The following is a 25,661-nucleotide window of genomic DNA, read 5'->3' on the forward strand; positions in this document are numbered from 1 at the left end:
GGGCAGCAGGAGCAACGGGTCCGACCGGTCCAGCAGGAGCAGCAGGAGCAACGGGTCCGACCGGTCCAGCAGGAGCAGCAGGAGCAACGGGCCCGACCGGCCCAGCGGGAGCAGCAGGAGCAACGGGCCCGACCGGCCCAACGGGAGTATTAAGCTTTGCTGATTTCTTTGCGTTGATGCCTCCAGATAATGCAGTACCGGTTGCTCCCGGTACAGCCGTAAGTTTTCCGCGAAATGGACCTACTAGTGCGACTACTATTACCCGTACCGGCCCAAGTACGTTTAATCTGGCTGCAATTGGTTTTTATCAGGTCTTGTTTCAAGTCAGCGTGTCTGAACCGGGCCAACTGGTTTTAACTCTTGATTCGGGAGCAGGAGCGGTTGAACTGCCCTATACGGTAGTTGGGCGAGCAACGGGTACTACGCAAATCGTAGAAATGGCTATTGTACAAACGACAGTCATCAACTCCATACTAACTGTACGAAATCCTGCTGGTAATCTAACGCCACTGACTATCACTCCTTTGGCTGGAGGACAACAATCTGTATCGGCACATCTTGTTATCACTCAAATCGCATAGAAGGAAACTCGAGCTAATCATGCAGTTGCCTGCTGCAATCAAGCCTGGATAGTTCATCCATGCGGAATGAACTAGTGGTAATCTGTTTAAAATATTGTTTTCACCGAACAATAAAGCAAGGGTTTACCAAGGAAAAAGTGCGGGCGACCTATCAATGGCTGATCGATACGACAGATGACGTCGATTTGCAGGATAGTCTAAAGTTTTTGCGCGAGCGGGAGATTATCCGCTCGCAGCGGTTCCGTGAGGCCGGGGAGATTTTGAAGGAGGAGCAGGGGAGATAGAAATTCTATTAGCGAACATAGAAAGGGGAGCCAAAGGGCTCTCTTTTTTGTTTGTGTTTACGCAATCGAAGCGCAGGGGTTATGGTGAACTGGTAGTTAGAAGGGAATAAAAAAAAGCAGCCAGCATTACTATAATGACAAAGGTTTTACAAACCTTAGTCAACGTATAGTTAGGCGGGCTCATAATTGTAATTCAATCCCTTAGAGAAAAGGATTTCCCATTAATTCTGATGTTGACTCGACGCGCCTTTCTTTCTCTTCTTTCATGCTCTCATTCCTCATATGTTTTAGATACGGATTTGCTTGAATAACGTGTGCAGTGGAATGATAGTCTTCCTCTTGATGTACAATCGTGAAGTAGAAAAAGAAGAGGATTTCAAGGATTGACCAATTCTTTAAAAGAAAAGTGTGTTCGACAAAGTTCATATTTTCCCTTTGTGAGAATTAGTGCTTCGGTGGCCGCAATTATTTACGCCAGAGCAGATGGAAGAGGCTGGATTGGGGGCGCATTATGCCAACCATGACAAGGCGCCGCAGAGGAAAAGGCGCGCGCGACCTATCAATGGCTGATCGATATGACGGATGATGGGCCCCCTTTTATTATTGATTCATCCTTTGTTTACGCAATCTTAACAAATATACATATTGATATAGCTATATGGCTATATTATTATTTTTGGTGTGAGGAGGGAGTTCTCAATATGGAATTTACGAAATTAGCGAATGCCTTAAAAGCACTTGGCGACCCGACGCGGCTAAAAATCATTGCTCTGTTGAACATGCGAGATTGGTGTGTTTGCGAGTTTGTTCCGATATTCGGTATATCTCAGCCATCCATTTCAAAACACATGAGTCGGTTGAAAAGTGAGAACCTGGTGACCGAGCAAAGAAAAGGACAATGGGTTGTTTATTCGCTGAATCGAAAACAGTTTGAGGAGATCGGATATTCACTTCATCATCTCCCGGATTTTTCAGATGACATAAGGAAGTTAGAGAGGCAAGGGCTGCTCGTGAAGTGTGAGTAGAAGGGAGTGTTCAATCATGAGTGAAAAAGTTGGGAAACGGTTATCTTTTCTCGATCGCTATTTGACGTTATGGATTTTCGTAGCAATGGCCGTTGGAATTGGGTTAGGATTTCTTTTTCCAAGTCTCGTTACTACGCTTGAAGGATATCAAACGGGGACCACATCGATTCCAATCGCAATCGGATTGGTTCTGATGATGTACCCGCCATTAGCAAAGGTACGATATGAGGAATTGGGAAGAGTATTTCGAGACGTGAAAATAGTAGGATTATCCCTCATTCAAAACTGGGTGATTGGCCCAATTCTTATGTTTGTTTTAGCAATCGTATTTCTTCAAGGATACCCAGAGTATATGGTAGGGCTAATCATGATTGGTTTGGCTCGCTGCATCGCAATGGTTATCGTGTGGAATGACCTCTGCAAAGGTGATAGTGAATACGCGGCTGGGCTGGTCGCATTCAATTCCATTTTCCAAGTGTTGTTTTACTCCATTTACACCTATGTGTTCATCACCGTTTTGCCTGGTTGGTTTGGGCTGCAAGGCATGGTGGTCGACATCGCTATATCAGAGGTTGCAAAGAGTGTGCTCATTTATTTGGGCATCCCGTTCCTTGCTGGGATGATTACCCGCTATTCGCTTGTGAAAATGAAAGGGCGCGATTGGTATGAAAAAGTGTTTCTCCCAAAAATTAGCCCGATCACGTTAGTAGCGCTCTTATTTACGATCATCGTAATGTTCTCGTTAAAAGGGGAAGTCATTGTAGCATTGCCGCTTGATGTGATTCGAATTGCCATTCCGTTGCTCATTTATTTTGTGGTCATGTTCTTGGTATCGTTTCTTATGGGGAAAAAAGCAGGAGCGAGCTATTCCGTCACTTCCACACTGGCATTTACGGCTGCAAGCAATAACTTTGAGTTAGCGATTGCAGTTGCGGTCGGAGTCTTCGGGATTCAGTCGGGAGCTGCTTTCGCGGCGGTTATTGGGCCATTAGTGGAGGTCCCGGTTATGATTGCTTTCGTGAACGTAGCCTTGTGGTTCCAAAGGAAGTACTTTCGAAAATCGGTCACGTAAAAGGGAGAATGAAACATGGAGAAGAAACCACTCGTTTATTTTCTTTGCACAGGTAACTCATGCAGAAGTCAAATTGCAGATGGATTCTTACGGGCTCTCGGATCGGACAAGTATGAAGTGAAGAGTGCCGGCCTTGAGGCGCACGGATTAAATCCACGTGCAATACAGGTCATGAAAGAAGCGGGAGTGGATATTAGCTCACATACATCAGATGTGATTGATGCCGAAATATTGAATCGCGCGGACTATGTCATTACACTCTGTGGTCATGCGGATGAGCATTGCCCGCTCATACCAAATAAAAACGTAGTGAAATGGCACTGGGGATTCGACGATCCAGCAAAGGCAACCGGGACCGAAGAAGAAATTATGGCGAGCTTCCGAAACGTTCGTGACTCCATTAAAACGAGAATTGAGGCCTTTCTAAAAAACGGCAAATAAATTCCATCAAAAAAATTTGATGTTTATAGTTGCAACTGGATAAAATAGGTGATACACTTCAATCATCAAAAAAAGTTGATGGAGGTGATCTCACCGTTGAATGAACTACCGATTGTCAACAATATCGATGACACGCTCGAAATGTACGAAGCAAAGTTTAAAGCCTTAGCGGATAAGAAAAGGTTACAGATCATGTACGAACTTACACAGCGCGGTAAGACATGCGTTTGTGACCTAGCAGAATCAATTGATATGGCTCAATCCAAATTGTCTTACCATCTGAAGATACTTTTAGATGCTAACCTCTTAAAAAAAGAAACCGAGGCAACGATGAATTACTATGAGCTAAATCATAAAGAGGTCAACCATCTGTTATCTGAGGAGCTTTGTTGTCTGTTCAGATCTGAAAACAATTGCTGCTAATTTTTTTTCGTTATTTCATCAATTTTTTTTGATATAAACATCAAAATAAATTGATATTAGGGGGCATTTTAATGAAATATGCACATGTAGGTCTTAATGTTACGAATCTGGAAAAGTCAGTTGAGTTTTACAGCAAGTTATTCGGAGCAGAACCTGTTAAGGTAAAGCAAGACTATGCAAAGTTCCTTCTTGAGAAACTAGGTTTAAACTTCACACTAAACCTTTGTGATGGGGTGAGTGGTAATCAAGTTGGGCATTTTGGAATTCAGGTTGAAAGTACGGATGAGGTTATCGCGCATAAAAACAGACTTGAACAAAATGGGATCCTATCCATGTACGACGAAATGAACACCACATGTTGCTATGCTCTTCAAGATAAATTCTGGATTCACGATCCAGACGGGAACGAGTGGGAGTTTTTCTATACAAAAGCAGATACGGATGTTCACGGTGAAAAAGATTCCGCATGCTGTGTACCTAATTCCAGTGAAGGTTTAAAAGAAAGCAAAGATTGCTGCACAAAATAAAAAAAGGGTGAAGTTTATGTATGACAATTTGTATGTTGAAGAATTTCGGATGAAGCAAAAACAAGAACGGTTAGAAAAACAGTTACGTCAATCGTGGATGTGGGCGTTTACAGTTGATCAAAGCGAAAAGCATGTTCAAGTATCGTCGACAATTAGTTGCCAGCCAACATGCTGCCCGGCAACGTAAGGAATTAGCTTACATTACTTGAGATCAGTTGGTTTTGTCGAATAATGTCTCATCCTTTCGTTTGTTGTAAAAAGTGGAATAGCATACTTACAGACAGCTGACTTCCCAATCAAAGGGGGTCAGCTTTTTTTGCATATTCATCCCTACTCGGAATTCTTACAAACCTCTCAGCGGATTGTTAGGAAACTATCATTCCCCTTTAAATCGATTCTCAGATCAAAACGATATCATCATTCATGTAAGACAAACAACACATCGCCAAGGAGGATGAAATAGATGATGAAGCTCGGATGGAAAATGAACGCAGCAGTGGCGGTACTGATGTGCAGTTCGCTATTGGTAGGGGGACAAGCACACGCAGCTACCTACAGTCATCACCACAGCCATCACAAACATCAAGCACTTGGGCATGCACAGTGGAGTAACTCCAACGGAAGTGGTACGGATTCGTTGCAGTCGTCAACATCAACACCAGATACGCAAACGCAGGCCGGTAACGATACAGCAGCATCGCAGGGCAGTAACGCGGGTGAACAGGTGATCAAAGCAGGGGAAAAATACATGGGGACGCCGTATCAATACGGCTCAAGCCGTTCTGATAAAAGCACAATGGACTGCTCGGAATTCGTGATGTGGGCATTCAAAGAAGGAGCTGGAATCGATTTAGGGCGCGGGGGCGCCAGGTCGGAATACAAAAAGGTGACTCCGATTTCGCGAAACGATTTGCAAGTGGGCGATCTGGTCTTTTTCTCCACACGAGCCACAATGAAATACAGCCCTGGCTCAATTAACCGAATTGGACATGTGGGCATTTACGCCGGTAACAACAAAGTACTTCACACGTATGGAAAAGGCGGCGTAACGTACAGCAACATGTCTAGCGGATGGTGGGACACACATTTCGTCGCGGCGGGTCGTGTTCTAAAATAACGCTTTAATCATTCATAGGAGAACCGTTGGCATTCAATACGCCAACGGTTTTCTTGTTCAGATAAGAATTTATAAAATTCTTATCCAGTATAAGTGCAACCGCGACTTAAGCCAAAAGCATGGCGTAGCCAGGTTTTCTAACGTAAATTAGGCAAGCTTTTACTGCAATGCTAGTACAACCAACCATCCTTTTCCAAAGCTTGTCGAATAGCATGAAGGAAGAGATCGGTAACATCGTCAAACAAACGGAATGAGGGATGTGTAGTGAATTTACAAGGGAGGCGACCGTACAGCAGAATCAGGGGAGTCTCGGTCATAGCGTCTACTAATCGGCCTCAATTTTTTAAAAATCTACTCAAAAATTATCGAAAGCAAAGTCTTGTCAAAAAAGAACTCATCATCATTCTCAACAACGATCGCATGAACCTTCGTACCTATCAGAGGATTGCGAGAAAGTATCAACATGTGTCGGTATACAAATTACCGCAACGGTACACGTTAGGGAGTTGTCTCAATTTCGGGATAACGAAAGCGAAATATGCCTATATCGCCAAGTTTGATGACGATGATTACTATGGACCTCGTTATTTGCAGTCTTCCCTTCGTACTTTTGCACGGACAAATGCACACGTCGTGGGGAAACGTTCGTACTTTTTGTATTTGAAAAAGAGAAAGCTTCTACTCATACGCTTTCCTTTTCAAGAAAATCGATATGTGCGGACGATTGCTGGGGGAACGATAATGGCCAAGCGAAGCGTCTTTACCGTCATTCGCTTCCCGCATCGATCATTAGGTGAAGATGTGGGATTCTATTCAAGATGCAGAGCAAAAGGCTTCCGAATTTTTTCTGCAGACCGATTTAATTATGTGATGGTTAGAAGAATAAATAGAAAGAGTCATACCTGGCAGATCAGCGATCGCCAAATATTATCGGGTTTTCATAAAAAGGTTGGCTACACGAAGCGATATAAGGCGGTTGCAAGAAGGTAATTGCGATCAAACACGACCCATCTATGTATAGATCCCCTTCATAGACGTGCTATTTTTGCTGTCTTTGATTAGGGATCTTTCTTTTGGGCAGGAGCGTTTTTTGTTTCTCCTTTCGCAAACGTGCACCCATGTTTCATCTAGATAACTATTAAACGGTTGATTACTGTCCTCGGTTAAGTGTTGACAATGATTCTCAATCGCTATACAATCGCATTTGTGAGTGATAATGGTTATTATTTTCAATATTGAGTATATAGACATAAGGGGAGACAAACATATGAAAAAAACCAAGTACATCGCAGCAATTGCCGTATCAATCGGACTTCTTACAGCGGGCTGTAGCGCAGGAGAGAAAAATACAGCAACTACTGCCAGCACTGACCAGAATCAAGCCCAATCCGCAAGTCAACAGCCTGCGCAGGAGCAGAAGAAAGAGCAGTCGCCGACCGATTACGCCAAGGAAGCGGAAGCGCTCGTCGCGGAATTGGAAAAAGGAAAAGACGGCGGTACTGTCGATTGGGACAAAGCGCAAAAGATGTACAGCGAGAATTTGAAAGCATTAGTTCAAGCGCGGGACAGCGAAAACGAAGGGCAAGTGAATGGCCAATTGGAAGCTGCCATGAATGCCGGCAAATCCGGTTCTTTGTCTGCAGGAGTTGTAGCGGAGCTGCATGAGAAACTCATGCAAAATATCGGCTTCTTGTCCATGCGTCATGATTTCAAGGAAGCGAATGAAAAATTTAACGATAAAGAGTCTGCCAAACACGAAGTGAACGAAGCCAAAGAATTTTATGATGGTTTGTTAAAAGGAATGGTTGAAAAGCGCGACGCCGCGTATAGCTCCCAAATGGGAAGTGCGATCGATAGCGGGTTCACCGAGATGACGAATGCGATCGATAAAGGGGACAACCTTTCTTTCAATCTGGGCAAACAGATCGTGGATAAAACATTGATGAAGGCGTTCTACTTTGCGTCTGGCGCAGAAAAAGGATATGGCTACAAGCTGGAAAACATGGTTAAGGAAGGAACGAAGGAGGATTTGAAGGCGGAACAGGCGGAAGCATGGGCGTTCTTCCAATCTCTCAAGGGCTATCTCATCGAAAGTGACAAAGCGTCTACCGAATTCATTAGCCAACAGTTTGACCTGAGCAATGATGTGAAAAACATTAAAGGCGACGCGATCAACCAGGCTTTTGTGCGTGCATTCGCAGCGACGGCAAAGGGCGAATATACGGAAACGATGGAAAACTGGGGCAAGGATAAAGCTGTGATCACTGCGCTTGAAGGCGCGCTGTTCATTGATGTGATCAACGCTGATTTGCCAAAAGCGCTCGGCGGTGAAGCACAGGCCAAGACATTGGTAGGGACTGCGCAAAAGCTGCTGGATGAAGTGAAGGCAGGCAACAAGGAGAAAGCGGTGGAACTGCATAAGCAAGTTCTGGCTGCTCTCGATAAAATAGCTGCGTACGGCAAATAAAACGGACAAAAACATGCGTGCCCAACCAAGGGTACGCATGTTTTTTTGGGGGCGAACAACCCAGAAGGCGCGGGAATGGTGGTAGATGAGGTGAAGCGGCGATCATGCAGGCAATCTCACCTATGGTGACTTAATCCTGCTCGACCTCCAACCGATAGCCAAGTCCTCTGATGGTCACGATGCGAAAGGATGATTCATGTGCAGAAAAACGTTCCCTGAGCCGTTTGATATGAACGTCAACGGTACGCTCGTCACCGGCAAAATCCATGCCCCATAATTGTTCAATAAGGCTATCCCGCGTGAACAACTGCCCCGCATTGCTTCCAAGCTTATACAGCAGCTCGAATTCCTTCAAAGGGATGGTAGTCGTTTTGCCGTCGCTGAAAACGACTCGATAGCTTTTGCGGTCCAATGTGATATCCCCAAGCTTTACGATGTTGGAGGTCGCGGTGCGGTACCTTTTGAACAAAGCCTTCACACGCAGTACCAGCTCTACAGGGTCAAAAGGCTTTACGACATAGTCATCGGTCCCCAGCTTAAAGCCTTTAATCCGGTCGGTAGATTCGCCTTTTGCTGTGATCATTAAGATCGGCATGTCGCCAAATTCACGGAGATTTTGGCAAAGCGCCCAGCCATCCATCTGTGGCATCATGATGTCGAGGATCACCATGTCCACATGATTGTTTTCTGCAAATTCGAGTGCATCGGCGCCATTCTCTTTTTCAATAATCTCGAACCCTTCATCCTCCAAGTACAGGCGTACCAGTTCCCGGATGTGTTCTTCATCGTCTACCACTAACACTTTCGGCATTTCTTTTCCTCCTCGAACGTGACTCCCGGAGACGATCAGAGCGCTGCCGATCAACTCCAGTAGATTCACGAATCTTTAGCCAAATTATAGCCCAATTTCGGCAACGCAATAAAACTCATTTTATTTCAACCACAAACGGAAATGCCCGTACGGTTCCGTTTTGTTTAAACTCGGCCCAAATTTTGTAGAGGCCTGGCTGTGCAAAGGTTGTTTGGAATACCGGTACCTTTTCATTCGCCGGATGGACATGAAGGAATCGCTGTGCATGCTCATCCAGAATGACGACGTGCCCCATCGCTCCCAAATAAGGGGTTAGCTTGGATTGGTCCAGGTCAAATGACAAGGTGGCGGGTTCATTGGCTCGCAAAGAGCTCATGGTGAGTTTGACGGTTTCCCCATCGACTTGCTGTACAAGCGTGCGGTCTGGCGTAAGCTCCTTGCCGGCAGCAGTTTGGATCGGATCGCCGACGATAAACGGAACCGGTGTCACATGGTACGCCATATCCTTTGGCTTGATATCGACAAACGCTTTGTAAAATCCATCAGGCAATCCATTTGTGATGCGAAACTCCCCATCGCCCATTTGTTCCGGGTGCAGGTGATAATACTTCTGCAGCCGGTCGTCGACGATAATAAAATGCAACAGCTTTTCATGATTCACTTCCAAATCGTGTACTGGTTTACCGGTCTTATCTTTTAGATAAATCTTGATGTCATCTTTTTGCGCTTTCACGTACACGTTCACTTCACTGTCTTCCCCGTGCTGTGAATTCTCTCCATGGCCTTGGCCGGTGCTGGCGGATTCATGTTGATGCTCGCCTGTTTCTGCGGCAGCGATTTTTGCCTCGGGGACGAGCTTGTCATAGAGTGTGAATCCGCCGATGACGACAGCCATGTACATAATAGCCGCGAATACCCATTTATTCATCATTTACCTCTCCTTGCCGGTTTGTTGATTCTTACTATACCCTCACTCTGTGAACGCAAAATGAACGGGGGTGGGGAGAACTAGTATTTTTGGCGAAGAAAAAGCCCACGTCATCGAGACGTGGACTTTCCTGGGAACGATTTACGAATAGTAATAGAAGTCATCGTACGTTTCTGTCATGGTGGCCGGTACGCTGTTCATTGGGGAAGCCTTTTTGTTCTGTTTTATTTGTTTGTAGTAGATGATATTTTTATACGTTCTCATCTCCGGCAGCTGTTTGAACCAATAGATAGCAGGGGCAAAGTTTGGCTCAATAATCCATATATGGCCTTCGGTGTCGATTCCTACATCAAATCCAATGATTTTCAATCCAGGATAGTAGAGCTCAAGCTGTCTGGAAGCCTCAAGGGAAATGCGTTCAAGTTCATTCATCAATTGGTCGACGGAAGACTGCCCGAGTGAGGATTTGTGTAAAACACTTTCAACGGGGCGGACGAATTCCTCCGGATTGGTTACGGCGTATCCTTTATAGGCTACCTTTGTAAGCATGCCTGTTACGATCCAGCGGCTGTGTTCGTTCAATTGGGTCATGATTCGGATATCAAAAAGCCGGTTATTTACTTTCGCGAAATAGAGGTACTGCTGGATGACATAGTCGCGTCCTTTGGTGATCCGTTTTACACCCTCATAACATTGTCTTGCATTTGCGTAATGCCATTTCCGGTGTCTCATTTGAACGACGTAATGATCTGAGGAGAAAGAAGTGACGACAACAATACCCGCGCCCAATGCCCCTCCGTCCGGTTTTAAGACAACCTTCCGATATTTTTGTAGTAATGTATGAAACGATTGTTCTGAAAAGAGCATTGTCTCTGGTAAATATTCAACTAGATGAACGTTTGTCATCATTTGTTTATGCTTCTGCCATTTTCCCGTCCGTAACGTCTTCATTTACTCACCACCTTCATCATTGTTACCTGATCATTCCCTGATAACGTATGCGATGTCAAAGCGTTTGGATAAGCCAAATATCCAATAAAGAATAAAAAACGTAAGGTAGTGGACAAATGTTGATAGATACTAATCTATTTATGAGATTTTAGTGAATTCGCTTATATCAAAGGATTCTTGTGCTCATATACATGCAGTATAAATAAACCTTATGGACAAATGAAAGGGGATAATCAGAATGGCGAATAGTTTTGACGCTGCAACGCTCGCTGGCTTGATTGGCAAGGTTTTGCGGATTTATAAAGGCGGGCCTGAATCAAAGCTTGGGAAACTTGTCGGCATGAATGGAGACTACCTGTTGGTAGACACGGAAAACGAAGGGGTGATTTATTACAATATCCAGCATATCAAAAGTCTTGTCGAAGATTTGAAGGGAGCCCCTCGATTCCCGGATCGGCCCGCCGACTTTTATACGCGGTATCTGGCGCCTTTGAACCTGAATGCAGTATTAACAGGCATGAAGTATGAGGTTATCCGGGTGGATCGCGGTGGTCCTGAATCCCGTGTAGGCCGACTTGTGGCAATCGGAACCGATTACTTTGTCATTCTCACCAAAGAGGACGGCTTGCTGATCTACCAAACCCAACACGTAAGGAGCATCACCGAAGAGCCAAACCAAAACAGCAAGCCGCTGAACACGTACCCTGGCTTTGTGGAAGCAGCAACGTTAGCAGGAGTGTACACGAACCTGAACAATTACTGGATCAAAATCAATCGCGGCGGCCCCGAATCTGTGGAGGGTGTGTTAAGCGACAACAGTGCGGACCATATCGTGCTTGTGAAAAACAAAGAAATTTTCCGCATTGCGTCCGATCATATTCGTAATTTCAGCTACCAAGACCCCAGCCTCGCAACTCCAGATGAAGCAGAAGCTCAAGCCAATGGTGGTGGAGGCGGCGGGGGCAACAACGACGAAAAAAAAAAAGGGGTAACAACTAACCAAGGCTCGGGTGATGCTGACTCCGGAGAGAATGGGAACGGAAGAAGAAACGTCTGGAATCGAAAAAGAAGAAAGACAAATGCGAGAAGAAACAGGAAACGTTTCTGCAAAAAAGTCTGCCTGAAAAGAATGAAAACAATCAAAATTTGCTTCGGGAAAAGAAGGAAAACAACAAAAATTTGCTGCCGTAAGAGAATGAAAAGAACAAAAATTTGCTTCCGGAAGAGAATGAAAACAAACAAATTTTGCTTCCGGAACGTATCAAAATGCGGAAACCGCAAAGTGAAGTTTATTCAAGTATTGAGAAAAGCAGCGAAACGAATTGTTCGGTCGAGATGTAAATAATCGAAAAAAAACAAACAACTGCCGGAAACAGTGTGTTTGTCGCAAAGGGTTTCGTGGAATGTTCGCCGTTGGTTGAGTAACATCAAAAATTCGGGTAATTGCTTGCGGATGAAGAAGGCAGCCAAAAAATGACCATGAAAGATACAGACAAAGGCACGAACGAGGCATCTTCCTGAACGTTTGGCAGATTCAGTTCATATCAGGCGTAGAAACCCCCAGTAGCAGGGAGAGTGCCTCGTCGTGCCCGCCTGTGGCTGTTTTGAACCTTTCGCTAAAGGAGGTGCAATCAAGATTGACAGGAGTTGATCAGCTTCATCATAAACAAGTTGTGCTTGAGCTCTCTGGAAAACATCTCTTTAAAGGAATTTTAGTCGATTACGGCCTTGATGTGGTCGTCATCTATAATGGGAATGACTTTTTGTACATTCCGATTATGCAGATTCAGAACATGAAGGAAAATCCTTATCCCGATCCACAATTGTACTATCCTACCAACCTGCCGTTTGAAACGAATAAAGAGGGCATTTCATTGCGGAAAATGATCACAAACGCAAAGGGGATGTTTGTGAAGCTGTATGTTGTGGGGAATCAAACGCTCCATGGATACGTGATCAATGTGCTCAATGATTACTTTGTTTTCTATTCCCCTGTATATAAAAATATATTTGTATCCATCTACCACTTAAAATGGTTGATTCCCTATACGCAAAATACCACACCGTATTCACTAAAAAGCCAGCAGATCGCCTTCAATCCTTCCAGCGTCTCGGTTTCCCGTTCCTTTGAGGAACAACTAAAACGTCTGGAAGGGAACATCGTTGTATTCGATATTGGCGATAATCCTGCCAAGTCTGGTTTATTAAAAAAAGCTTCTGACAAAATGATTATTCTTGTAACAGGTGAAGGGGAAGAGATTAGCTGGAACGTACAGCATCTAAAAACGGTCCACACACCGTGATTCGAGATCTATCTTACGTCCCGCTCTGGAGAAAAAAGCCGGTATACTGAAAAATGGGGATTACCGGCTTCCAGATTTATTTTCGCTCCAAACATACATAGGCTTTACCTTGCCAACTTAGCGGAAACGGAAATTTCCATAATCAATGTAACAAATTTCCCCGTTACGCTTTAACCGTAAATTCTTGATGTTAGGCTCTCCGAAACGATTGAATACATCATAGGGGTAGATTCCTCTTCTACGAAAAAGGCTGTTTACATTGCTGAGCTTGCTCCGATAGGTGCTTGATTGCGGAAATTTATGATTGTACCGCTTCATAATGATCCAGGAAAAGTCATTTTGAAAATCTACGATTTTGCCCAAGTGGTTTCTCAGTGAAGATGGGGACGACTGATAAATCATTACTTCTTTTTTGTTGCACATTCTACCGTATTTTGACTTCGCAACTTTCAGTACATAGCCGTAACCCAAATTATAGACGTCACGATACACACCTTGCCCGATCGTTTTGTGCGAGGACATATTTTTTCTGGCACCTCCAAAATACGCTTTCTACTCTCAGACTATTCGCTAGGTACAGCCATGTCCCCCTATCAAATGCTTATTTTTGGAGGCAGATGCGAATTTGGGTCTCGTCGAGTAAGCGCAGCGTGACTTTACAATGATCTACAAATGGGTCTTTCTTTCATAGACGATCGTTGCTCGTATCATCGTTACCGTTGTCTCTGCCCGGTTGGCAATGGTGATTTTGTACATCGTACTCATGTTGCTAAAGATTAGCAAATCACCTTCTTGCAGCTTTACTTCGTGCTTGTCATCGCGTGTGATCGTGATGGTGCCGTCCAAGCAGTAGAACGCTTCATCGACACGGAGCTCTGGATGCTCCCGATTGCCAACCGTTTCAAGGTGCACCCCGGTTTTGATCTGACTTGCCGTAAGTGCTCCTCTGCATCCCACTGCCAGCATCAGATTGAAGTCCCTCACCTTGCCTTTGCTTCGCGTGGTCCATCCGCCGTTGAAGCTGTCTTGTTGAAAAGGCTGTAACGCGATCCGGTGATGCCCTTCGTGCTCAATCAGCAATTCTCCTTCAAGGACCATCAGATGCCGCCAAAAGCCGGGGAGATGGGTGAACACCGATTCTTCCGCCTCTACTTTAGCCGTACTTAATCGCCAAAGGAAATCGCGTCTGCTGTAATCGGCATCTTTCGGAAAAATGGCAAGCTGGGTGGTTAAGCCACCCGACCATTGGGTAGTAGGCTGGTCCTGTTTTCTGCAGATGGTGATCGAATCGTTCATAAGGTAATCCTCCTCGCATGCTAGTTACCTCCATTGTACGAGCGGGTGGCGCCTTTTTATCTGGAGGAATCGGCGAAAAGCAAGCACGATATTGCGAAAGCGAACTAGCTGCATGGCAAAAAGGCGGCTCGGCCTTGGGCCAAACCGCCTTTTTGCGTTATCGTTTCTTCCTTTACTTGGCTTTTACATTTACGAAGATCGGGTTGGAGTAGAACCACAGATCGGCATAGTTTCGCTTGTTGATTTCGGTAAAGCGGGTTTCGTTGTCCGCGATGTCGGTTTTCAGATCGATCAGCGGCTCGCCTTCGCTTGTCTCCCCGGGAACGTTCAACTCCAAATTGGTGCCGCGCAGTCGGAAATACTGGTTTTTGTTCACTTTCGTCGTATACGTGATCACATGGTAACCGTCCCGATCGGTTTTCCAATCTTTGCTCGTGAAGCGCTTCACTACTTTTGTCGTATTGTTGGTGTTTTTGTTGTAGGCGTCTGTACCAGGCTCGGCTTTACCGGTGACTTCTCCGGCAATCAGGTCGACGTGATCGACGGTGACGGGATCCCCGTTATTGTTCTTTTTCGGGCTTTTGAACCGGATCGTCATTTGAACGGTCTGTCCTTTTTTCGCTTTCAGCTCTTCGCCCATTTCGGCTTTGCTGCTTCCGGAGGAAACGTGAAAATCAAGCGCGTTGATCAAATCGCCGAAAACCGAGAACGATTTACCCGAACGCATGCCGTCAAGGACCGCCTGCATGGTTGAGCCTTTGACCCATGTATAGTTTTTGGAATACTCACCCGGCCAGTAGCCGCTCGAGTAGAGGCGGTTATCGCTGATTTCGAAATGGGAGTCGGAATTGGCGAACGTCCAGAATTTGCGCCCCTCGCCCAGAAGAGCATCCCAGGTGCCGCCGACTTTCGCGAGCATGTAATCGGCGCCGCCGTATGTCCGGTTTTCCGGCGTGGTCAAATTCAAGCCGCCGCGGTCAGGTTCCATTTGGTTACCAGGCATGCCCTCAAAGCCAAATACGACATCGGGAGCGATATTATTGAAGTCGCGGAAATCGGCAATGGTGTACACTTGTTTGCGCGAAGGATGGTTTAAGATGGCGTAGCTTGTTTTTTTGTAGTTGTTCTCCAGCCAGGCTAGCGCTGTGCGCGCGTCTTTGGATGTCGTATAGGCTCGTTCATCTTTTGCGTTCCACGCGGCTACTTGCGCTGGATCGAACAGCTTTTCGTCACGATTGGTAAACAAGTATTCGAATTGGTTGGCGGCTTGCAGGCTGTCCTTTGAGCCTGCCCGTTTCCCCACGATCCCGATTCCGACATGCTCGTAGGTAGGCATGTCCCATTCAAATCCCGAGAATATGATTTTATTGCGGTAGTTGCCTTCATTTTGTAGCTGTTTGATTTTCGGTGCTTGGTATTGGGCGATTCCTTGCGACAGCGGAATGGGGCCGCCTGGAATGGGATTTCCTTCATCATCCCGGCTGGACATGCGCAAATGGTCGGAAAGCGCGATCCAATCCATCCCGTACTTGGTAAACGCATGGTCGAGGACGCTTTGTAACGACTGCTGCGCATCGTCGGACTGATAGGTATGGGCGTGATATTCTCCAATCATCCACCGGCCGCGCGACTCGGTATGGCTATTGCCTTCCGAATCTTTCGCCGCCACAGGCAGACCTTGGGAAAGGACGGTCAGGCTGAGGGCCAAAAACGTAACTGATTTGACTTTGTTGAACACGCTATCGATACCTCCGAAGAATGTGAATTTTGACATGCTTTAGCGTACGAGATAAATATAAAGGGAGTATGGGCGGAAGGTATCGTTTTGGTTAATGTGCTCGTGAGGAAGGGGAAACCATGCATGTTTTTGATCGGAGAAATCGCCAGGCTGTTCCAAATAGATATTCGCACGCTGCGTTATTACGATGAGATCGGCTTGTTCAAACCGGCTCATGTGGATGAGCATTCGGGCTACCGGTACTACTCGATTGAGCAATTCGAGCAGCTCAATACGATCTTGTATCTCAAGGCGCTTGCGATTCCGTTGAAGCTTGTGAAGCAGTTTTTGGAAAACCGCGACGTTGATCGTATGCTGCATCTCTTGGAGGAGCAGCAGCGAGAAACGGAGAAGCGGATCAACGACTTCAAGCAGATTCAGAAAAAGATCACGAGCCGTATCGCCCAAATCGCAGATGCGACTAAGGGGCGGGAGCTGGGCAAGATCCGGGAGGTCGAGCTGCCCGAGCGGACAATTGTGCGGTTGAAGCAAAACATCCATAAAACGGATAACATCGAAATGTCGATTCGGCTTTTGGAAAACAGCACGAACATGAAGGCGACGATCTTTTTGGGCAAAGTGGGATTGTCGATTTCACTTGATAACCTGCGGCATAGGACCTTTGATCAGTACGATTCGCTTTTCGTAATTGTTGAAAATGAAAGCTACCGCATGACGGAAGCAACCGAAAAGATATTGCCACAAGGCACTTATGCCACGATCCGGTTTACAGGGACTCATGCCGACGCCGCCCCTTATTATGAGAGGCTGCTGGATTACATGGAAGAAAAAGGATATTCCATCACAGATGACGCCATCGAAATTACGCTGATCGATTACGGGCTGACGAACGACCGATCCAAATTCGTGACCGAAATTCAGCTTTTGGCGAAATGACGGATTGACCCTCCAGCTGCTGGAGGGTTTATTCTTTCTCCAATACTTGTGTAGGAGGGAGTCGTCGTGATCGGGACGATTGTGAATGCTGGTTTGATCGTGGTCGGAAGTGTAATTGGCAGTGTCGTTAAAAAGGGGATGAAGGAATCGTATCAGGATATCCTGATGCAGGCGATGGGACTGGCCGTCACAGCACTGGGCATCTATTCGCTTGCGAAGCACATGCCGAACAGCCAGTATCCGGTATTGTTCATCGTGAGCCTCGCGCTAGGTGGAATCATCGGCGAGAAGCTCAACATGGAAGAACGGTTCAAAACGGTTGTTTCCCGGTTTTCAAAAGGGAATCTGGCAGAGGGGTTATCAACGGCGGTGCTATTGTTTTGTATCGGCACACTGTCCATTGTTGGACCCATTGAAAGCGCACTGAATGGCAATCAAACGTATTTGTTCACCAATGCAATCCTGGATTTGGTCACCTCCATTGTGCTGGCGGCAACGTTCGGCATCGGGATCGCCCTTTCCGCAATCGTCCTGTTTTGCTGGCAAGGATTTTTTTATGTGGCGGCCGGGGCAATTGCTGGCTGGATTACGCCAGCTCTCTTGACCGAAATTTCGATTGTCGGCGCAGCCTTGATCCTCAGCTCGGGATTGAGCATTCTCGGGATCAAAAAGTTCAAAACGATGAACCTGATTCCAGCGCTGCTTGTACCGGCACTCTTCATAGCGGTGAAGAGCATGATCGGAATGTGAAAAAACGAAACCCTCCTTTGGAACGATTCCGAAAGAGGGTTTTTGCCCTACAGCACGATTCTGTTTTCAAAGATGTTTTTCAGTGAAATGTGAGACTTGGAAGGGCCGAGCTGGACCAGTGCATCCTGGAATTCGGCAAGCTCTTCGACAGTGGCTGTTTGGACTTTGATCAAATAATTGTATTCTCCACTGATCCGAAACAGATCGGTCACTTCCTTGGCACCTTTGCAAAATTCAACGAACCGTTCGCATTGCTCCGTTTTTACCAGAATGAAAGTCGTTGTTCCTCTGTTCAATTCACGTAAATTTAGCGCCGTACCGTATTCCGCAATGATGTTCTTTTCTTCCAGTTTGATGATCCGTTCTTTCACGGAGGGCTGTGACATGGAGATTTCCTTGCTAATTTGGGAAATGGGCATGCGGGCATTGTGCTGGAGCAGCAGCAAGATTTTTTTATCGATGTCATCGAGTGGATCACTCATCGGGGCACCCTCCTTTTTGGCGGCTTTACTATCGAAGGCAGTTGGCCTCGGAAAACTTAGTTTCCTTAACCACATTACCATAAAGTCCTTATGTATTGCATGTGAATACAAGGTGTATCTGACTATAATGAAAGCAGCTAACCGATGAGGAGAGATGTGTGATGAGTGTAAAAGGCCTTGCCCATGTGGCCATCCAGGCGAAAGATTATCAGGCGACCATAGCGTTTTATACGCAAGTTCTCGGATTTACCGTCGGCCATCATTGGAGCTTGCCGTCTTTTCAGATTAAGGATGCCTCCATGCTCGTTTCGCTGGACAAACGAACCTGCATCGAGGTCTTTGATGACCAAGCTCTGATTCCCGCACAAGGAAAAAAAGCTTTGTCCGAAAGGGAGGTCGCTCACGGAGCGCTGCTTCATTTTGCCTTTTATGTCGATGATGTAGACGGCATGTATCAAAAATCGCTGGCGCACGGGGCGAGGGCTTGCGTGGAGCCGAACCAGCTGTCGCTCGGCGAACCGCCACTGGTTGTAAGCAATGCGCTGGTTTACAGTCCGAACGGAGAAGTAATTGAATTTCTTGAAGACGTTGATTTTGATCGGTCATCCATCCGATAGATAAATTGGAATATTATGTTACCTTGTCCAGCCCTCAACCGTCTTACGTTTTGATGCGTTACTGAGAAGAAGTTGTGGGAGGGACAAAATGAAACGAATCAGCCAAACCGTTCTGACGCTTACGGCGGCGTGCGTGCTGACCTCATCGCCTGCGTGGGCAGCCCAGCCGGAGCCGCCGGCGCCGATCAAAAAAGTGAAGCAGGATCAGGGCCATGAATTTTCCCAGGAGCTGCAGAAGTCACTCGACCGCCTTGCATCAGCCGTTCCGGTGTTAAAGGACCTGCGTATCGAGGATAAACGCTATGAGGAAAACGATCGGTACCGCTACCCGTTCCCAATCTGGGAAGTGACGTTGACCAGCGAGCCGGAAGCTCGCGGCAGCAAAGAGCGGGGGGCGGACGTTTCCGCTCGCGTCGAGCTGGATGCACAAACCGGCCGCGTCCTTTACTTCGATATCCGCCATCCGGATTGGGCTTCCGCCGAGTATCCCGATGAACAGATTGCCCGGGCAGCCGCGGATGGATTTCTCCAGTCATTTTTTGGTGCAGAGGCAAAGCAATGGAAGGCAACAGAGTCGCTTGGCAGAGGTAAAGCGGGAATGGGCGATGAAAAAGGCAACAAGCTCGAATGGGCGCGTTCTACCGTTCACTATCAAATGCTCATCAATGAAATTCCGCTGATCGGTGATTCGCTCTCTGTTTCTGTGGATGCAGCAGGGCACATCATTCGATACGAGGCTTTTTCCGTTGTTGATCAGGCCCAAGTAAAGTGGCCGGACCCGCAAAAAGTGATCGCAAAAGGGGAAGCGGCGAAACGGTTGCAGGACAAGCTGCAAACGGCGCTGATGTACTCGCTCGATTATCCGATCGCCAAAGAGCAGGATGGGAAGCCGACGGAACGAAAGCCGCTGTTGGTCTATGTCGCCAACCCCGATCTCTGGATCGATGCACTTACGGGCGAAGCGGTCGGAGACGAACAGGCCGCCCCAGAGGAAACCATCCCTGTAAAAGGAAAAGGGAAGGGAACGAACGTCAAAATCAGCTCACGGCAAGAGGCGGAAATCTGGATCAAGTCGCAGTTTGGCATCGATGTCAGCAAGGCGTCATTCGAATACGACGATCACAAGGAAAACATCAGTGAAGGATTGCAACAAATCAAATCGTACCACTGGTCCAACGAGTCGACGGAAGGAAAGCGGGCCTATTCGATGGTAAGCCTAATTACCGATGCGAAAAGCGATCGTCTGATCGATTTCAATCTCAATGTGCCGGACGAATCGGCTGCAACTAAAAGCATCGACGTGGCCGAAGCGAAGAAGAAAGCGATCGAGACGCTGCTGCCTTATCTCGACCCTGCGCTGGAGGAGCTCAAGCTGGTCATGGAGCCTGCGGATAAATGGATCCCGGAGTGGGTTGACAAAAGCAAGCTGAAACAAGAGGAGCAGCGTGAGTATTCCTTTTGGTTCCATGCCAAACGCAACGGTGTCGACGTGCCGGATGAATCCTATCAAGTCGGCGTAGACAAGCGGACGGGCGCCATCGTCGAGCTCTACCTCCATCCGTTAAACGGTGGTGTAGCGCTGCCCGATGCAACCAAAATCATCAGCGCTGCCGAGGCGAAGGAACATTTCAAGAAAGATTTGGATGTGCAGCTCGTGTATTACTGGGAGCAATACGATGGCCAACGGGCACCCGCACCGCAGTTGATTTATCAGCAAAAGTGGAAAACGGATTTTTATTTTATCGACGCCACCACTGGCAAGCCAGTACAAGTGACACAACCATAGGATCGACGTCCAGAGCGAAAAGACGATTTGCCCGAGCGGCAGGTCGTCTTTTTCTTTTGAACGAAAAAAGGCCGACATCTGTCGACCTTTCGTTTTTTTAGTGGAACACCTTGAATCGCTCGTCGAACGGCATGAATTCCTTTTCGCCCGGTGTGGCTGTCGGTTTACCGAAAGGCATTTGCGCAATCAGCTTCCACTCAGCGGGGAGGTTCCATGTCTTACGTACCTCGTCGTCAATCAGTGGATTGTAGTGCTGCAGAGATGCGCCCAATCCTTCCGCCTCAAGCGATGTCCAGATGACAAACTGGAGCATCCCTGACGATTGCTGCGACCAAGTCGGGAAGTTGTCCGCATAGGAGGCGAACTTCTCCTGCAGCCCTTTGATCACGGTCTGGTCTTCAAAATAGAGGACGGTGCCATAGCCGTTGCGGAATTGGGAATTGATCTTTTCCTCCGTCTTGGCGAATTGATCGGCCGAAACCATTTTCCGCAATGTTTCTTTCGTAATATCCCAGACTTTATCATGCTGGTCGCCAAGCAGAAGCACCACTCTCGCGCTTTGTGAGTTGAAGGCGGAGGGTGTATAAGCCACGGCATCCGCGACAACCTGTTTGATGCGCTCGTCTGAGATAGGGGAGCTTTTGCTGATTCCGTAATAGGTTCGGCGCTCTTTTACTGCTGTGTAGAAGTCTTTTGACAAATCGATCTCTCCTTAGCTGGGCCGTTTGGCAAAGTGTGGTACCGTGACCGGTGCAAACACACTCATTTTGTACCAAGCGAAAGGTTTTTACTCGCTGCGCGTAAGCTGACGATTGTGCGAATTGGGCACACAGAGAGCAGCGCATTCACGAAACGCAAAATGCTTGCAGCCGATGCATTTTTGTTGATCGAGCAGTGCCAGTGCGCTGGACAGCGCCTCACCGGTATGCGCAAAAAAACGTTCCTCGCCGATTTTGCACGCCAGTCCTGTCCGTTTCATCATGTCCCGTGGCTGCGGCTGTAGACCGGAAATAAGTACGATTCCGCCACGGCGCTGGAAATCGTTGACGACGCTTAAAAGATTGGCGGCGCCGGTCGTGTCCATGAAGGGCACCTTCCCCATCCGCAGGAGCAAAATGCCGGGATGCTGATGGAGCGTATCCAAAATCCGCTGCTCAAAGATGGATGCCGCCCCGAAAAACAAGGCTCCTTCCACCGTAAAGACGGCGATCTGCGGGCAATCGTGGCCGTCGCGGACCATATGGGGAAGCATTTTTTCATGGGTGACCGTAGGGTCGGGCAGAACCTTCGCCACGGTCAACAGATCGCTCATCCGTTTGACGAACAAGATGACGGCAAGTACCATCCCAACCTCCACGGCTGTGGTCAAGTCAGTTAAAACCGTTAGCGAGAACGTGAGTAAAAGCACCCCTGAGTCGCTCGTCCGCGTTTTCAGCACATGGGCGAATTCCTTGCGCTCGCTCATGTTCCAGGCGACTACCATTAAAATCGGCGCCATGCTGGCCAGCGGGATCGCTGAGGCGAGCGGGGCGCAAAGTAGGAGGACGAAAAGGACGACCAGACTGTGGACCATGCCGGACACAGGGCTCGCAGCTCCCGTCTTGATGTTGGTGGCTGTGCGGGCGATAGCACCTGTGGCGGGGATGCCGCCGAACAGCGGGGCAACGATATTGGCGATGCCTTGCCCGATGAGCTCGCGATTGCTATGGTGCCGCGTTCCGGTCATACCATCGGCGACGACAGCGGAGAGCAGCGATTCGATCCCGCCCAAGAGCGCGATGACAATCGCCGGATGGATCATCAACTTGATTTGTTCGAATGTGACGGAAGGGAAGTGGAAAGCGGGCAAAGAGCTGGAGATCGCTCCATAGGTTGAGCCGATCGTAGCCACTTTTCCGTCAAAAAACCAGGCGGCGATCAAGCTGGACAGCACCAGGCCGACCAAGGAGCCAGGAACCTTCGGCATGTATTTGGGCGTAAGCAGAATCGCGGCCAGGCAAATGAGAGCTGTCGCGACGCTGTACGGATTCGTTGCAGCAAGATGGGTGCCGATCTCGCCCATGTTGGAGAGAAAGTCCTCATGCTTTGGCAAGTGTGACAGTCCCAAAAAGTTGGCGATTTGCCCGGTGAAGATAATAACGGCAATACCTGCGGTGAAGCCGATCGTGACAGGGCGAGGAATGAATTTGATGAGGGCTCCGAGCCGAAACACTCCCATCAGCACCAACAGTACTCCGGCCAAGAGACCGGCAACCAGCAGGTTTTCATAGCCGTATTGCGCCACGATAGCGAACAGGATTGGAACGAAGGCACCGGTCGGGCCGCCAATTTGGAACCGCGAGCCGCCAAAGAGCGAAATCAGAAAGCCGGCGACGATGGTCGTGTAGATGCCGTACTGCGGACTGACGCCAGAGGCAATGGCAAAAGCCATTCCCAAAGGAATGGCAATAACTCCGACAATCAATCCAGATGTGAGATCACGGCGAAAAAAAGCAGCGTTGTATCCAGCGAATCGTTCCCACAGCTTCATTTCTAACCCTTCTTTTTCTTTGTATATTTGATTATTTGAATATATAGGGAATATACATCCGCTACTTCTGTCTGTCAATGAACAATTATAGGTGCTTGGACTGTAGCAACACCGCGCAAACAAAAAAAGAGGACGTTTTCAGTGTGAAAGGTCCTGTGGTGTGTAGATAGGAATTGCTTTGAATTCCTATCCGTTTTTCGTGTTGTAGGCTGGTATGATTCAATCGCGTTCGTTACGGATATTTTCCAAAAGGGAGATGGCGTCTACCAAGTGGTTGTCAAAAATCTGTTTCGCCACGCCGAGCAGGTCTTTGATCAGGGGATCGCGGAGGGAGTAGATGACGGAAGTGCCTTCCTTTGTTCCGTTCACCACGTTTTTGTTGCGGAGGACGGCTAACTGTTGGGAGACGGCAGAGCCCTCGGTACCCAAAATCGCCTGCAGCTCATTCACGTTCCGGTCGCCTTCGGACAATACTTCAAGGATCCGAATCCGCATGGGATGAGCTAATGCTTTGAAAAATTCAGCCTTAAACTGTTGGATTTCACGATTCATTTATCTAATCCCCTTAAAATATGAAGATTTGACTATACAAATAGGATACCACATGGGGGAGGTGAGTTGTAAAATAGTCTGAAGTTGTTATTCTATTATTATATTCAAATAATCAAATATTCATTAATGACTGCGCAGGGGGAGGATGGGGTGCATGCAGACAGGGATTGAGCGTTTCGTTCCCTCCGTAGGTGGAGAAGCCGATTCTGAAGACAACAAAACGTATCCGTACCGCACAACAAAACAAGAAGTCATCGAGATGGGCTTAAAATATCTCGCCGGGGTCGGTACGGATGCGATTTGCCGGGTGTGTATCGCCCATGGCGGCTCGTGCTGTGAAGGCTGCGAGTTTTTGCGCAACGGGGTCGGCTGCCAGCTGCGGAATACGAGCTGTACAGGATGGCTGTGCGGGTTTTTCAAATTCCTTTTTTACGAGATGGGCTTGATTCGGGAGTGGGTTGCCTTCTGGGATCAGGTTCCAGGACGCGACTTCCGCTTTGATTACACACCCTCCCGTTTTCATGTAGAGCTATGGTTGAAGACGCCGAGCATCCGGGTGGTCGCGGAGGCGTTTGCGGACGATTTGCTGGCGCACAAAGATGACAGTCAGCCGTATTGGCTGATCGAGTTCAAGGAAACGTTGGACCAGCATATCGATGAAATCCTCGATTTTGAGGACGAGATGGTAACGCAGACGGTAGAGAAAAAGCTCGCTTACATGACGAGGGATTTCAAACGGTATCATGCGGCCAAAGCGACAATGTGAGTGAGGGGGAGCTTAAGGCAAGGGAGCTGTGAAGCTCTCTTGTTTCATTTTACCGCGACTCCACCAAAAAGGATGGCGTAGCCACGTTTTTTAAACACAAACGTGCACGAAAAATTGTTGCTATATAAAACTAATTACAGTAAAAGAAAATAATTCTTTACAAAAATACAGTATATGAATAATATTATTTCATGATACAAAAATCAGAAAATGGTTTTAATTCTGACAGGGGGTACAGGTCCTGGATCGCATCTATGAAAAAATACGAATGCTGCGCACACAGCAAAACATGACCTTAAAGGAGCTCAGCAATCTGTCGGGCTTGTCGACAAGCTTCTTGTCGCAAGTGGAACGGGGCAACAGTTCGCTAGCCATTACATCGCTGCAAAAAATAGCGGAAGTGCTGAACGTTCCGATTACCACGTTTTTTGAGGAGCAAGCAAACGAGCAGTATTTCGTGCCTGAAAGTGACCGTAAGCAATTTCAGATCGCCGGGTCAGGCTCGATTTATGTGAGATTAGGTGGTGAATTTACGGGGAGGGCGCTGGAGCCGCTGCATGTTACGCTGCTGCCGCGACAAAAGCAAAATTATGTGTTCAACCATCCAGGCGAGGAGTTTTATTATGTGCTGGCGGGCGAATTGATCCTGACGGTTGACGGAACCGAGTATCATTTGGCCAAAGGCGACTCGATCCACTTTCCTTCCACGCTGGACCATATGTTGTACAATCCGACGGAAGAGGACACACAAGTGATCAGTGTGCTTACGCCAGTCATTTTTAAGCCGACGAATGAATCGATACGAAATGAACCGATATCGCAGAAAAAATAACTGAAATTTCTGTTTATTATGACTGCGTAAAAAATGCCGTAGGAAAGGAGCTTTACCATGATTGTGAAACGTGTGCATGAAGTTCAACCGGACAATCGCCAAGACGACGCAACGCTTAAGACGCTGTTCCACAAAGGAATCATCGACGGAGGAAAGGTCACATTCGGTACGGTGGTGATCCCGCCCAAAGCACGTGTTCCACTGACCGGGGAGGGGGCGCATGAACAGGATGAGTATTCCTACATCATCCGCGGTTCCATCCAAACAGGCAGCGGGGGTAAGGAATATACGGTTTCGGCGGGTGAGGCAACGCTGATCCCGGCCGGCGAGCAGCACTGGGCATACAACGCTGGGGAAGAAGACTGCGAGATCGTCTGGATGCTCGTCGATCGTTAATGACGCATGGTGCTTGCGGCGAAGAGCCGTAGCGATAGAAGAAATAATAA

26 protein-coding genes and 4 pseudogenes are annotated in these 25,661 nt (G+C 47.5%); 21 read left to right on the forward strand and 9 right to left on the reverse strand.

The features are described 5' to 3' along the window. The 12 genes and pseudogenes from EDM56_RS04640 to EDM56_RS04695 form a co-directional block, all read left to right on the forward strand. A pseudogene (locus tag EDM56_RS04640) lies at positions 1–581 on the forward strand (collagen-like protein); the annotation flags it as partial. Positions 582–709: 128 nt separating this feature from the next. After that, positions 710–865: pseudogene (locus EDM56_RS04645) on the forward strand (manganese catalase family protein); the annotation flags it as partial. Positions 866–1,336: 471 nt separating this feature from the next. Continuing rightward, positions 1,337–1,452 (forward strand): annotated as a pseudogene (locus EDM56_RS04655) (spore coat protein CotJC); the annotation flags it as partial. Between the two features lie 114 nt (positions 1,453–1,566). Further along, positions 1,567–1,890, forward strand: a complete 324-nt coding sequence (locus tag EDM56_RS04660) for an ArsR/SmtB family transcription factor (protein ID WP_122916907.1) — start codon at positions 1,567–1,569, stop codon at positions 1,888–1,890. Between the two features lie 16 nt (positions 1,891–1,906). Beyond that, entirely contained in the window at positions 1,907–2,962 is a 1,056-nt protein-coding gene (gene arsB, locus EDM56_RS04665; protein WP_122916733.1) for an ACR3 family arsenite efflux transporter, read from the forward strand. A 15-nt stretch (positions 2,963–2,977) separates the two neighbouring features. Next, on the forward strand, positions 2,978–3,403 hold the full coding sequence (gene arsC / locus EDM56_RS04670; protein WP_122916734.1) for an arsenate reductase (thioredoxin): 426 nt from the start codon (positions 2,978–2,980) through the stop codon (positions 3,401–3,403). Between the two features lie 141 nt (positions 3,404–3,544). Further along, on the forward strand, positions 3,545–3,826 hold the full coding sequence (locus tag EDM56_RS04675) for an ArsR/SmtB family transcription factor (protein ID WP_246009270.1): 282 nt from the start codon (positions 3,545–3,547) through the stop codon (positions 3,824–3,826). Between the two features lie 71 nt (positions 3,827–3,897). Further along, positions 3,898–4,353, forward strand: a complete 456-nt coding sequence (locus tag EDM56_RS04680; protein ID WP_122916735.1) for an ArsI/CadI family heavy metal resistance metalloenzyme — start codon at positions 3,898–3,900, stop codon at positions 4,351–4,353. A gap of 463 nt (positions 4,354–4,816) precedes the next feature. Then, positions 4,817–5,470, forward strand: coding sequence for a C40 family peptidase (locus tag EDM56_RS31775; protein WP_246009263.1), 654 nt, complete (start codon positions 4,817–4,819; stop codon positions 5,468–5,470). Positions 5,471–5,734: 264 nt separating this feature from the next. Continuing rightward, positions 5,735–6,148 (forward strand): annotated as a pseudogene (locus EDM56_RS32200) (glycosyltransferase family 2 protein); the annotation flags it as partial. Positions 6,149–6,211: 63 nt separating this feature from the next. Further along, on the forward strand, positions 6,212–6,460 hold the full coding sequence (locus EDM56_RS32205; protein WP_425456283.1) for a hypothetical protein: 249 nt from the start codon (positions 6,212–6,214) through the stop codon (positions 6,458–6,460). A gap of 277 nt (positions 6,461–6,737) precedes the next feature. Next, the gene (locus EDM56_RS04695; RefSeq protein WP_122916737.1) at positions 6,738–7,937 is read left to right on the forward strand and encodes a hypothetical protein; all 1,200 of its coding nucleotides are present in this window, start codon (positions 6,738–6,740) and stop codon (positions 7,935–7,937) included. 130 nt (positions 7,938–8,067) lie between these two features. Here EDM56_RS04695 and EDM56_RS04700 read toward each other — a convergent pair whose 3' ends face one another. The 3 genes from EDM56_RS04700 to EDM56_RS04710 all read right to left on the reverse strand — a co-directional run bounded on the left by EDM56_RS04700 (position 8,068) and on the right by EDM56_RS04710 (position 10,627). Next, positions 8,068–8,748 carry a response regulator transcription factor gene (locus EDM56_RS04700; RefSeq protein ID WP_122916738.1) on the reverse strand — a complete coding sequence of 227 codons (681 nt, stop codon included), beginning with the start codon at positions 8,746–8,748 and terminating at the stop codon, positions 8,068–8,070. A 115-nt stretch (positions 8,749–8,863) separates the two neighbouring features. Beyond that, positions 8,864–9,676, reverse strand: coding sequence for a hypothetical protein (locus tag EDM56_RS04705; RefSeq protein ID WP_122916739.1), 813 nt, complete (start codon positions 9,674–9,676; stop codon positions 8,864–8,866). 141 nt (positions 9,677–9,817) lie between these two features. After that, positions 9,818–10,627, reverse strand: a complete 810-nt coding sequence (locus EDM56_RS04710; RefSeq protein ID WP_122916740.1) for a YheC/YheD family protein — start codon at positions 10,625–10,627, stop codon at positions 9,818–9,820. A 238-nt stretch (positions 10,628–10,865) separates the two neighbouring features. On the opposite strand from EDM56_RS04710, the gene EDM56_RS04715 reads away from it, so the two are divergent. Next, positions 10,866–11,972 (forward strand): hypothetical protein, encoded by a 1,107-nt coding sequence (locus EDM56_RS04715; protein WP_122916741.1) that lies wholly within the window; start codon positions 10,866–10,868, stop codon positions 11,970–11,972. A 292-nt stretch (positions 11,973–12,264) separates the two neighbouring features. Further along, positions 12,265–12,930: a DUF2642 domain-containing protein gene (locus EDM56_RS04720; RefSeq protein ID WP_122916742.1), complete on the forward strand. Its 666-nt coding sequence runs from the start codon at positions 12,265–12,267 to the stop codon at positions 12,928–12,930. 666 nt (positions 12,931–13,596) lie between these two features. Here the strand turns inward: EDM56_RS04720 and EDM56_RS04730 are convergent. Next, complete coding sequence (locus tag EDM56_RS04730) at positions 13,597–14,226, reverse strand: HutD/Ves family protein (RefSeq protein WP_122916744.1); 630 nt, start codon at positions 14,224–14,226, stop codon at positions 13,597–13,599. 172 nt (positions 14,227–14,398) lie between these two features. Beyond that, positions 14,399–15,964, reverse strand: coding sequence for an S-layer protein (locus EDM56_RS04735; RefSeq protein ID WP_122916745.1), 1,566 nt, complete (start codon positions 15,962–15,964; stop codon positions 14,399–14,401). Between the two features lie 123 nt (positions 15,965–16,087). On the opposite strand from EDM56_RS04735, the gene EDM56_RS04740 reads away from it, so the two are divergent. Beyond that, on the forward strand, positions 16,088–16,900 hold the full coding sequence (locus tag EDM56_RS04740; protein WP_122916746.1) for a MerR family transcriptional regulator: 813 nt from the start codon (positions 16,088–16,090) through the stop codon (positions 16,898–16,900). 66 nt (positions 16,901–16,966) lie between these two features. After that, a complete protein-coding gene (locus EDM56_RS04745) occupies positions 16,967–17,650 on the forward strand; it encodes a DUF554 domain-containing protein (protein ID WP_122916747.1) in 684 nt (227 codons plus the stop codon). A 47-nt stretch (positions 17,651–17,697) separates the two neighbouring features. Here EDM56_RS04745 and EDM56_RS04750 read toward each other — a convergent pair whose 3' ends face one another. Then, positions 17,698–18,132, reverse strand: coding sequence for an Lrp/AsnC family transcriptional regulator (locus EDM56_RS04750; RefSeq protein ID WP_122916748.1), 435 nt, complete (start codon positions 18,130–18,132; stop codon positions 17,698–17,700). Positions 18,133–18,293: 161 nt separating this feature from the next. On the opposite strand from EDM56_RS04750, the gene EDM56_RS04755 reads away from it, so the two are divergent. Both EDM56_RS04755 and EDM56_RS04760 read left to right on the forward strand, forming a co-directional pair. Continuing rightward, positions 18,294–18,749 (forward strand): VOC family protein, encoded by a 456-nt coding sequence (locus tag EDM56_RS04755; RefSeq protein WP_122916749.1) that lies wholly within the window; start codon positions 18,294–18,296, stop codon positions 18,747–18,749. A gap of 88 nt (positions 18,750–18,837) precedes the next feature. Continuing rightward, positions 18,838–20,535: a YcdB/YcdC domain-containing protein gene (locus tag EDM56_RS04760; RefSeq protein WP_122916750.1), complete on the forward strand. Its 1,698-nt coding sequence runs from the start codon at positions 18,838–18,840 to the stop codon at positions 20,533–20,535. A gap of 97 nt (positions 20,536–20,632) precedes the next feature. Here EDM56_RS04760 and EDM56_RS04765 read toward each other — a convergent pair whose 3' ends face one another. The 3 genes from EDM56_RS04765 to EDM56_RS04775 all read right to left on the reverse strand — a co-directional run bounded on the left by EDM56_RS04765 (position 20,633) and on the right by EDM56_RS04775 (position 23,617). Next, the gene (locus tag EDM56_RS04765) at positions 20,633–21,235 is read right to left on the reverse strand and encodes a nitroreductase family protein (protein WP_122916751.1); all 603 of its coding nucleotides are present in this window, start codon (positions 21,233–21,235) and stop codon (positions 20,633–20,635) included. A gap of 87 nt (positions 21,236–21,322) precedes the next feature. Beyond that, on the reverse strand, positions 21,323–23,065 hold the full coding sequence (locus EDM56_RS04770; RefSeq protein WP_122916752.1) for a SulP family inorganic anion transporter: 1,743 nt from the start codon (positions 23,063–23,065) through the stop codon (positions 21,323–21,325). A 219-nt stretch (positions 23,066–23,284) separates the two neighbouring features. Continuing rightward, positions 23,285–23,617 (reverse strand): ArsR/SmtB family transcription factor, encoded by a 333-nt coding sequence (locus EDM56_RS04775; RefSeq protein ID WP_122916753.1) that lies wholly within the window; start codon positions 23,615–23,617, stop codon positions 23,285–23,287. A 154-nt stretch (positions 23,618–23,771) separates the two neighbouring features. On the opposite strand from EDM56_RS04775, the gene EDM56_RS04780 reads away from it, so the two are divergent. The 3 genes from EDM56_RS04780 to EDM56_RS04790 all read left to right on the forward strand — a co-directional run bounded on the left by EDM56_RS04780 (position 23,772) and on the right by EDM56_RS04790 (position 25,611). After that, a complete protein-coding gene (locus EDM56_RS04780; RefSeq protein WP_122916754.1) occupies positions 23,772–24,383 on the forward strand; it encodes a hypothetical protein in 612 nt (203 codons plus the stop codon). 241 nt (positions 24,384–24,624) lie between these two features. Then, entirely contained in the window at positions 24,625–25,215 is a 591-nt protein-coding gene (locus tag EDM56_RS04785; RefSeq protein WP_122916755.1) for a helix-turn-helix domain-containing protein, read from the forward strand. A 57-nt stretch (positions 25,216–25,272) separates the two neighbouring features. Then, a complete protein-coding gene (locus tag EDM56_RS04790; RefSeq protein ID WP_122916756.1) occupies positions 25,273–25,611 on the forward strand; it encodes a cupin domain-containing protein in 339 nt (112 codons plus the stop codon). The last annotated feature ends 50 nt before the right edge of the window (positions 25,612–25,661 follow it).

Origin of the sequence: Brevibacillus fluminis (assembly GCF_003710825.1) — a bacterium.
Lineage (GTDB): Bacteria > Bacillota > Bacilli > Brevibacillales > Brevibacillaceae > Brevibacillus_D > Brevibacillus_D fluminis.